We start from the raw sequence: 9388 nt of genomic DNA on the forward strand, positions 1-9388 counted from the left end.
CTGCACGATTCGCAACAGTTTCGCGCTGACCAGTGGCTGCAGTGCCGCGAGGTAGACGCTCATCATGCCGGCCATTATCGGGTTGAGCTTGAGCAGCACTGCCCTGTTGCTGGCCACGATCTCGTACAGGACGTCGAGGGGCGGGATGGAGGTGATGTTGCCGGCGCCGAGCACGAGTCCAACACCTCCGGAGACTGTCGGAGCAAGCTCACCGAGGCCCGCCGCGGCCACTGCCTCGGCCGCCGTGACGCCAGGCTTGAGCCACACTTCCGCGCTGAATCCGTGGAGTAGCAGCGCCTGATATGCAGTGTGCGGGAGGACTGGGACGATGACACGGTTGCCTGGCGCGGTGCCCATCGTGATCCCGGAGAGCGGCGACTTCCCTGCCGCGAGACCGGAGACAGTGTGCGCGAGAGTGCCGACACCCGCCAGGGCTGCGTATGGACCGGAGATCCACTCCTCCCCCACGAGCTGGGATGTCGCATCCACCCCTTTGATGTCGCGAGCGCGCAGTACCCAACGCTGCGCCTGCGCCGCCATCGCTGCGTGAGTCGCAGCGAGCAGTTCGGCACGTTCAGCGAGCGGCATCGAGGCCCACTGTGCAGCACCCTCAGTGAGATCGCCGATCGTCGCGTCGAGCGTGGCTCTCGCGGGGGCGGAAAGTTCAGAAGCGGGAGCGGTCTGCTGGATGCGCGCGGCGATGGTCATGGATCTCCTTTGATCGTGTCACCCAGTGTTGCCGCGCCACGCGCTCAGTCCGATAGGCAGCCGCCCCGTATTTCGACCACCGAGGTTGTGCGACTGCACAACTGTGATCTCGCCTGCGGCGCTATGTTCCTTAGATGAGCTCTTCGAACAATGCGGTTCGGAACCCCGGGACTGCCGCAAACGAGATCGATGCGGACGCGATTGCGCTTTTCGCCGAGATGCTCGACTCCGTCAACACCATCGCCGATCGCATCGTCGAACAGATCCTCACGGGTGAGCACTCCTACACGGAGAGCACCCTCGCGCTGCCTGTGCTGCACTCCGTGGTGACCGAGAACGTGGATGCACTGCTTCGAGGGCTCTCGGGCGAGCACCGGTTGCTCGACGCACCGCGCGCGCCGGACGGGTGAAGGCGGAGTCCGGCATTTCCATGGCGGGCCTGCTGCACGCCTACCGCCTTGCTGGCCTGCAGCTATGGGAGGAGATGATTGCTCGGTCGCGCGTGTCGCAGCGTTCCGAGTCGCTGCTGCGCGTCTCCTCCTCTGTCTGGGGCATCATCGACGAGTACTCGAATGCGGCAGCCGAGTCCTACCGCGAGGTCATCGACGACCTGGGTCGCAAAGACCAGCAAGCCAAGAGCGTGATGCTCCTGAGCCTGCTGGAAGGCGAGACAGCGCACAGCGAGGTATCGCGCCTGGTGCGTGCTCTCAACCTCCCGGAGCACGCCACGTATCTCGTCGTCGCCGCCGAACTGAGTGGCACGGGTGCCGACCCCATGCCCGGCATTGCTACGCGCCTTCGCGCCGCTGGGATCGCCTCGGCCTGGGCGACGTGGAAGGGCGAATTCGTGGGACTGCTGGGATGCACCTCCGAATCGGAAGTGGCTATCGCGGTCAACGTCGTAGCCAAACGTGCAGCCTCGCGTAGAGGCATCAGCCGGAGCCTGATCTCTCTCGCGGATGCCCGCGATGCCGTCCACCAGGCACGCGTGTCGTTGCGATGCACGCCGCGGGCAAATATTGGTGTCCGCCGGTTCGGTTCGGCGCCACTCGACGTACTCATCGTCAACGACCCCTCGGCGGCGTCCGAGCTCCGAACCGACGTGCTCGGCCCGGTGCTCGAACTCGAGCCAAGAGATAGGGCACCCCTGCTGGACACTCTGGAGGCGTGGTTCGCGGCCGAGGGCTCGACTGCTGAAGCTGCGCTGCGGCTTCACTGCCATCGGAATACCGTGCTCTACAGGCTCTCGAAGCTGACAGAGTTGACCGGGCGCTCCGTGTCGAGGCCATCGGAGGCGGCGGAGCTGTATGCGGCGATGCGGGCCGCCCGTCTGGCTTGATCTTTTCGCACGCGAGTGCCCGGGGGCCCCGGGAGGCAGGTGAACCCGAATGACGAGTGACCAATCACCCCAACTTTCATCCGCAGACGCTCCTCCGTCTGCGCTGGCTTCTCGTCAGGCAGCAACGCCTGAACTTGGCCCTGTCGCCTGATTCCTCGATCCGCTTCGACTAACGGCAAGAGCCTCACTTCTTCCACGATATGAAAGGAGACTTTCATTAACCGATAGATTCGTGATAGCGTTTTGCCATTCCCGGTCAAGGAAGGACCGCCACAGATGATTCGCAATGACGCGCAAACGCTCGACGACCTCGTGAGCTCGCTGCCACCTGGAAGTGTGATTACCGACCCGGCCAGCATGGACGCCTATCGGTGGGATCGAGCCAATGATCCCAACGCGGGTGTCCCTCTCGCTGTCATCCGTGTCACTTCGACAGAAGAAGTGCAGACGGTGGTGCGGTACGCCGCCGCAACGGGAACGCCCATCGTCCCGCGCGGCGCCGGCTCGGGTCTCTCCGGGGGGAGCACCGCTGTCCAGGGCGGCATCGTCCTCTCTATGGACCGCATGAAGAGCATCGAGATCGACCCGGTTACCCGGACGGCCGTAGCCGGACCAGGGGCGTTCAACGCCGAGGTGAAAGCCGCCGCAGCCGCCCAGGGGCTCTGGTATCCGCCAGACCCTTCCTCGTACGAGATCTGCTCAATCGGTGGAAATGTCGCCACGAACGCCGGAGGCCTGTGCTGCGTGAAGTACGGAGTCACCACCGACTACGTGCTCGGGCTGACCGTCGTCCTCGGCGACGGCCGGGCTGTGCGGCTCGGCGGGGCACGCCTGAAGGACGTCGCCGGGTTCTCCCTGACGAAACTGTTCGTGGGGAGCGAGGGCACGCTCGGAGTGATCACCGAGGTTCTGCTACGGCTCATCCCGGAGCAGCGACAGCCGACCACCCTCGTCGCCACGTTCCCGACTCTGGACAGCGCGACCGACGCCGTCCTCGCGATCACCCGCTCGATGCGACCCTCGATGCTCGAGTTCATGGACCGCGTCACGATCAACGCCGTCGAGGACACCACCAGGATGGGACTGGACCGGGAGGCGGCCGCGATGCTCATCGCCCAGTCGGACGAGCCCGCCGGGCATGCAGCCGTGGAGATTGGTCTCATCGAGGACATCTGCAATCAGAACGGTGCAACCGAGTGCTACTCCACTGACGACCCCGAAGAGGGCGAAGCGTTCATCGTGGCCAGGCGCATGGCGATTCCGGCCGTGGAAAAGCTCGGCGCGCTGCTCCTGGAGGACGTCGGCGTGCCCCTCCCGCGCCTCGGTGACCTCGTCTCCGGGATCGACCAGATCAGCAAGAACCGCGACGTCACCATCGCCGTCATCGCCCACGCTGGCGACGGCAACACGCACCCGTTGCTCCTGCTGGACCCGACGGACGAAGAACAGCAGCGGCGCGCACACGTTGCCTACGGCGAAGTGATGAATCTCGCGATTCAGCTGGGCGGCACCATCACCGGCGAACACGGCGTCGGCCGCCTGAAGCGCCCCTGGTTGGCCGAGTACCTCGGCGAGGACGTCCTCGAACTCAACCATCGGATCAAGAACGCGCTCGACCCCCAAGGCATCCTCAACCCCGGCGCAGTGCTCGAACACCACGGGGGACACTAGTGGCACACCACCTCCAGATCCCGACGATCGCCTACGAGACCGCTGCCCGCGCAGTCGCTCTCGCGATCGAAGAGGGCGCCAAGGTCGGCGTACGAGTCTCCGCAACCGTCGTCGATCCGAGCCTCGCTCTCGTCGCCTACGGGCGCGCTGACGGCACGACCCCACACAGTGTCGAGACCAGCCGGCGCAAGGCGAACACCGGCGCCTCCACCCGGCGCCCCAGTGCGCTCCTACCCGCCGAACTTGCCGTCGCGCTCGAGCACGGCTCCGGCGGCCTGCTTACGAGCGTCGCCGGGGGAGTGCCCCTCGGCTTCGATGGGACGCACACCGGCGGACTCGGCGTCGCAGGTGGCTCACCGCAACAGGATGCCCGGATCGCCGTTGCCGTCCTGGAGATACTCGGCGCCGACCCTGTTCCGGAAGGCGCATAGTTGCCGGCCGTCAGCTCGGCACCATCGCGAGCAGCGCGTGACCAAGAGGACGCCGGGGGCTGCCCCGGCGCAGCCGCACAGGGACAAGCGCCCGCCCGCACGCCAATTCGCCATGACAGAAGATGGGACGTTGCAGGATGAAGATCGTTGTTCTGGTGAAAGAAGTGCCCGACACCTATGCGGAACGCCTGCTGAACCTCGAGACCGGGCTCGCTGATCGCGACGCCAACGACCGGGTTCTCGACGAGATCGGCGAACGAGCGGTCGAAGTCGCCGTGTCCTACGCCGAGTCCCACCCCGACACCGAGGTCACCGTCCTGACGGTAGGGCCACAGACCGTTCCGGCCACCCTCCGCAAGGCCCTCGCCATGGGCGCCACCAGCGGATTCCACGTCCTTGATGACGCGTTGCTCGGCGCCGATCTAATGCTGACGGCCGAGGCTCTCGCGACAGCGGCCGAACGCATCGGCTTCGATCTCATCATCGCAGGCGATGTATCCACAGACGGCAACGCGGGCGTGATTCCCGCCATGCTCGCAGAGCGCCTCGGCATCGCCCACGCGACGAGCCTGAACAGCCTTGAGATCTCGGACACGGATATCGGAGGCGAACGCGAGACTTACGGCGGCACGATCACCCTCACCGCCGCGTTGCCCGCCATCGTCTCGATCACCGAGCGGCTTCCCGACGCTCGCTTTCCGAGCTTCAAGGGCATCATGGCGGCGAAGAAGAAATCCATCGTCACCGTCGACCTCGCGGACCTCGGGATCGACGCGGATGCCGATGTTCCCCGCTCGATCATAATCGCCGTCTCGGCGAAGCCCGCCCGAAGCGCGGGCATCAAGATCCTCGACGAAGGCAACGCGGGCCAGCAGCTCGCGGACTACCTCGTCCAGAACCGGTTGGTGTGACATGACTGAGCTTGCTGTTGACCCTGTTCTCGTCCTCCTCGGCGTGTCGCCCACCGGTGAACTCGCCACCAACGCCGCCGAACTGTTGGGCGCCGCCGCACGGATCGGGACCCCGGTCGCGGTCATCATCGCTGGCCCCGGGCACGGCCAGGATGCCGCAACGGCCGCCGGTGCGCGCGGCGCCCACCGAGTCTTACTCGCCGAAACGCCTTATGTGGACTCGGCGTTGACAGCCCAGCTAGTCGACGGACTCGTCACCGCGTACGAACGTGTGAACCCGTCCGCAGTCCTGATCGCAAACTCGATCGAGGGTCGCGATGTCGCCGGCCGCTTCGCCGTCCGCACCCAGAACGCGCTCGCGGTGGATGCCATCGGCGTCGACCGCGACGCCGAGGGAATCATCGTCCACCACTCTGTCTACGGCGGAGCCTACGATGTGGACTCTGCGGTGACGTTCGGCATCCCGGTCGTCACCATCCGGGAAGGCGGAGTAGAGGACCGCGCCGCAGCAGCGAATCCGACGATCGATTCGCTCGAGTATGTCCAAACCGGCCGGACCGCAGCGACGATCGTGTCCTTCACCCCGGAGCAGGCGAGATCGTCCCGCCCAGCACTTCGCGGCGCAACTCGAGTGGTTGCGGGTGGCCGCGGTGTGGGTTCCGCCGAGGACTTCGCCCTGGTCGAGCAACTTGCCGATGTTCTCGGGGCAGCCGTGGGAGCCTCCCGAGTCGCCGTCGATTCCGGCTACGTGCCGCATTCGTATCAAGTCGGCCAGACCGGCGTGTCCGTCGCCCCGCAGCTCTACATCGCGCTCGGGATCTCGGGCGCGATTCAACACCGAGCTGGCATGCAGACGGCGAAAACGATCGTCGCGATCAACAAGGACCCCGAAGCTCTGATCTTCGAGATCGCCGACTTTGGCGTGGTTGGTGACCTCTTCACCGTTGTACCCCAGCTCGTTTCGGCCCTGACCGCGAAGAAGGAATAGGGACCGTGGCGTTCCCCCAGATAACGCGACCCCAACGTCGCGGGCTACCCCGCGTCAGTGGCGGGCAACCCTGGCCGCCCCTCCCCGCAGACCGTGTTCTGCTCGACACCGGATACGTCGCCACAACCGGAGTCTCGGCCGCCACGGATGCTGCCGCATTGGACGCAGAGAAGGCCTCCGATGCACTCCGGCGCGTTCGCCGCGGATTGCCACGAGTCGCCGGAGGCGATCCCTGGCCCGACCCCAGCAAGCCAACGACTGCAACAATCGACGCTCACGCCTCTTCTGTGGGGGAGGCAGAGCCACCCACGACCCGTGCGGCGACAGTCACCTCCCTCGAGGGCAGCGTCGCGACGAACGCTGCGCCTTCTGCCGCCGGTTCACCTCAATCGCCTCGGACTGCTGACGTCGACGCGGGCGCAGTACTTCAACGGCGCGGGTTAGCCAGAACCCCAGGAGGGGATCCCTGGCCACCGCCGCGAGCCGTTCCCTCCGCCGCGATCGCGCCCGTGGTCGACGAGCCGGCAGCCACCATCACGATGGCAGAGCCGATCGTCGCGCCCGAGACAGACGCGACGCCAGGGCCGCGTCGGCACTCACCGCGCGGCCTACTCGGTGAACCACAACGCGAACGGCGCCGCTACCGCGGCCGAACCCTCCCGCACTGGGCCGGCATCGGAGTGATCGGCGGAGGCGGCCTCCTCGTGCTCGGAGCGTTTGCCGTGCTATTCGTGCGGTGGCTGCTGACCAGTGATCCCCTGCAGAGCTTCCTCACCGACTACCCGGGCGAATATCATCTGCCCGAATGGGCGCCTGTGGGTATCCCGTGGTGGCTGAGCTGGGCGCACTTCTTCAACGTGTTCCTGATGGTGCTCATCATCCGCTCGGGCTTCCAGATCCGCACTGAGAAGCGACCGACAGCCTTCTGGACGCCGAAGTGGAACCCGCAACGCAAGATCAGCCTGACGATCTGGTTCCACCAGTCCCTCGACCTGCTCTGGCTCCTGAACGGAGCGATCTTCGTGGTGCTGCTGTTCGTCACCGGTCAGTGGGTGCGGATCGTGCCGACCAGCTGGGAGGTGTTCCCCAACGCGCTCTCAGCGGGGCTGCAATATGTGTCGCTTGACTGGCCCACCGAGAACGGCTGGGTCAATTACAACAGCTTGCAACAGCTGACTTACTTCGCCACCGTGTTCCTCGCCGCACCCTTGGCGGTCGCGACGGGTGTCCGGATGTCGGGACTGTGGCCAAAGGACGCTCCGAGGCTGAACAAGATCTACCCGATCGAGATGGCCCGCGCGATCCACTTCCCGGTGATGCTCTACTTCGTGGTCTTCATCATCTTCCACGTCACCCTCGTTCTCGCCACCGGTGCACTGCGGAACCTGAATCACATGTTCGCCGGACAGGACGTCGTCAACTGGACGGGCTTCTGGATCTTCGCCGCCTCACTCGTCGTCATTTCCGCGAGCGTTTTCGCGGCACGATCACTCGTCATCGCCCCCATCGCATCCCTGTTCGGCCGCGTCGGCCGCTAGCACGCTCGGCGCCGCGGAAGAACGTTGTGAACAATCAGCCGCAGAGAGCCACCGTGGACATCTCGTAAAAACACCATCAGCACCAACCCACGGCGACACAGACCGGCAGCGTCGTCTGGATCGCGGCGCTCATCCTCGCCGCCGGCGCGGTACGTGTTGGGGTATACAGTGACAGCCGGGGGAGAGTGCTACGCACTGGCTCGCGCGGGCCGACTCCGCCCGCCACGCCGCCAAGCGCGGTGGGCGAAACCGGGTGAGCACCACCCGCTGCAGACGTTGTCGGGCATCTTCGACAGCCCGCTGATGGGTTTGCTGCGGTTGGCGCCGTCCTCGGCGCTCTCCAGGTCGACGGTGGGAGCTGCGGTATCAAACGAGTCAAAAGGTGCCACGTGCATTGACCCTGAACGGGGGGCACGCCTAGGATAATATCCACGAGACAGAAACAAAGTTTCATCATACGAAAATTGGTCAGAGAGGACCTTATCGTGGACAATCTTGCTGTGCTCAGCCTTCTGGCGCTGGCACCAATTCTGGTGGTGGGCATCCTGCTCGCCGGATTTCGCTGGCCAGCCAAATATGCCATGCCGCTGGGCTATGTCGCCGCCGTGATCGTGGCCCTCACAGTGTGGAAAATGGACGTTCGGGGAGTTGCCGCTGCCTCCCTTGAGGGCGTCATCACTGCCGCGACCCTGCTCTACATCGTATTCGGGGCGCTACTGCTGCTCTCGACACTCACGGTCGGAGGGGCGATGACCACCATTCGGGCTGGCTTCAACAACATCTCACCTGACCGTCGGATCCAGGCGGTCATCATCGGCTGGCTCTTCGGCAGCTTCATTGAGGGCGCCTCTGGCTTCGGCACGCCAGCCGCCGTCGTTGCACCGCTGCTGCTCGCCATGGGGTTTCCCGCAATGGCCGCTGTCATGGTGGGCCTCATCATTCAGAGCACACCGGTGAGCTTCGGAGCGGTGGGAACGCCGATCATCGTGGGAGTCGGCGGCGGCCTCGGCGGTGACCCCGCCGTTGCGGAACGCATCTCCGTGCTCGGTGTCACGATGCCCGAGTTTGTGGCGTCGATCGGGTTCGAGGTGGCGTTGATGCATGCGATTGTGGGAATCCTCATTCCGCTGATTTTGGTCTGCATGCTGACGGGATTCTTCGGCCCGGAGCGCAAATTCCGTGACGGGTTGGCGATCTGGCCGTTCGCGATCTACGCCTCGCTCGCGATGACCGTGCCGTCCGTGCTGGTCGCCCGTTTCCTCGGCCCGGAGTTCCCCTCGCTGTTTGGTGGCCTTTTCGGGTTGATCCTCGTTATGTTCACCTCGAGCCGTGGATTCCTCATGCCGAAAACGACCTTTGACTTCGGCCCACGCGCCAATTGGAGTCCGCGGTGGATGGGGACGATGGAACCAGCGGAAGCCGCTCCCGCCGGAACCGAGAAGCGAATGACCATCGTGAGCGCCTGGGCTCCCTACCTACTCATGGCCGTGCTGCTCGTGGGCAGCCGCGTCATCGCTCCGGTGAAAGAGTTCCTCAGCGGTATTGCGATCCCTTTCAACAACATCCTTGGCACCGACATCTCCACGGCAGTGCTGCCCTTCTACTCGCCAGCGTTCCTGCTGATCCTGGCGGCGCTTTTCGCCTACGCGCTCCATCGCATGAATGTGAAACAGATTCGCGAGACGTGGAAGGTCTCCGGCACACAACTTGCGGGGACCGCCGTGGCGCTGCTCTTCGCGGTACCTCTGGTGCGCGTGCTGATCCAATCGGGACCCGACCTCAACGCTTCCGGTCTCTCAAGC

8 protein-coding genes and 1 pseudogene are annotated in these 9388 nt (G+C 65.1%); 8 read left to right on the forward strand and 1 reads right to left on the reverse strand.

Going from position 1 to position 9388, the window contains the following annotated elements; all coding sequences use genetic code 11:
* Nucleotides 1-708: pseudogene (locus tag LH475_RS03055) on the reverse strand (aldehyde dehydrogenase); the annotation flags it as partial.
* A 134-nt stretch (nt 709-842) separates the two neighbouring features.
* On the opposite strand from LH475_RS03055, the gene LH475_RS03060 reads away from it, so the two are divergent.
* The 8 genes from LH475_RS03060 to LH475_RS03095 form a co-directional block, all read left to right on the forward strand.
* Nucleotides 843-1118, forward strand: coding sequence for a hypothetical protein (locus tag LH475_RS03060; RefSeq protein ID WP_297412846.1), 276 nt, complete (start codon nt 843-845; stop codon nt 1116-1118).
* A gap of 20 nt (nt 1119-1138) precedes the next feature.
* Entirely contained in the window at nt 1139-2047 is a 909-nt protein-coding gene (locus tag LH475_RS03065; RefSeq protein ID WP_297412847.1) for a helix-turn-helix domain-containing protein, read from the forward strand.
* A 276-nt stretch (nt 2048-2323) separates the two neighbouring features.
* Nucleotides 2324-3718 carry an FAD-linked oxidase C-terminal domain-containing protein gene (locus tag LH475_RS03070; protein WP_297412848.1) on the forward strand — a complete coding sequence of 465 codons (1395 nt, stop codon included), beginning with the start codon at nt 2324-2326 and terminating at the stop codon, nt 3716-3718.
* Entirely contained in the window at nt 3718-4149 is a 432-nt protein-coding gene (locus LH475_RS03075; RefSeq protein WP_297412849.1) for a heme-binding protein, read from the forward strand. The genes LH475_RS03070 and LH475_RS03075 overlap by 1 nt, the downstream gene beginning before the upstream one ends.
* 137 nt (nt 4150-4286) lie before the next feature.
* Nucleotides 4287-5060 carry an electron transfer flavoprotein subunit beta/FixA family protein gene (locus tag LH475_RS03080; protein WP_297412850.1) on the forward strand — a complete coding sequence of 258 codons (774 nt, stop codon included), beginning with the start codon at nt 4287-4289 and terminating at the stop codon, nt 5058-5060.
* Between the two features lies 1 nt (nt 5061).
* Nucleotides 5062-6048, forward strand: a complete 987-nt coding sequence (locus LH475_RS03085; protein ID WP_297412851.1) for an electron transfer flavoprotein subunit alpha/FixB family protein — start codon at nt 5062-5064, stop codon at nt 6046-6048.
* A 509-nt stretch (nt 6049-6557) separates the two neighbouring features.
* Nucleotides 6558-7586: a cytochrome b/b6 domain-containing protein gene (locus tag LH475_RS03090; protein WP_297412852.1), complete on the forward strand. Its 1029-nt coding sequence runs from the start codon at nt 6558-6560 to the stop codon at nt 7584-7586.
* 485 nt (nt 7587-8071) lie between these two features.
* On the forward strand, nt 8072-9388 hold a 1317-nt coding region (locus LH475_RS03095; protein ID WP_297412854.1), incomplete at its 3' end, for an L-lactate permease.

Source organism: Cryobacterium sp., from assembly GCF_026786305.1.
Lineage (GTDB): Bacteria > Actinomycetota > Actinomycetes > Actinomycetales > Microbacteriaceae > Cryobacterium.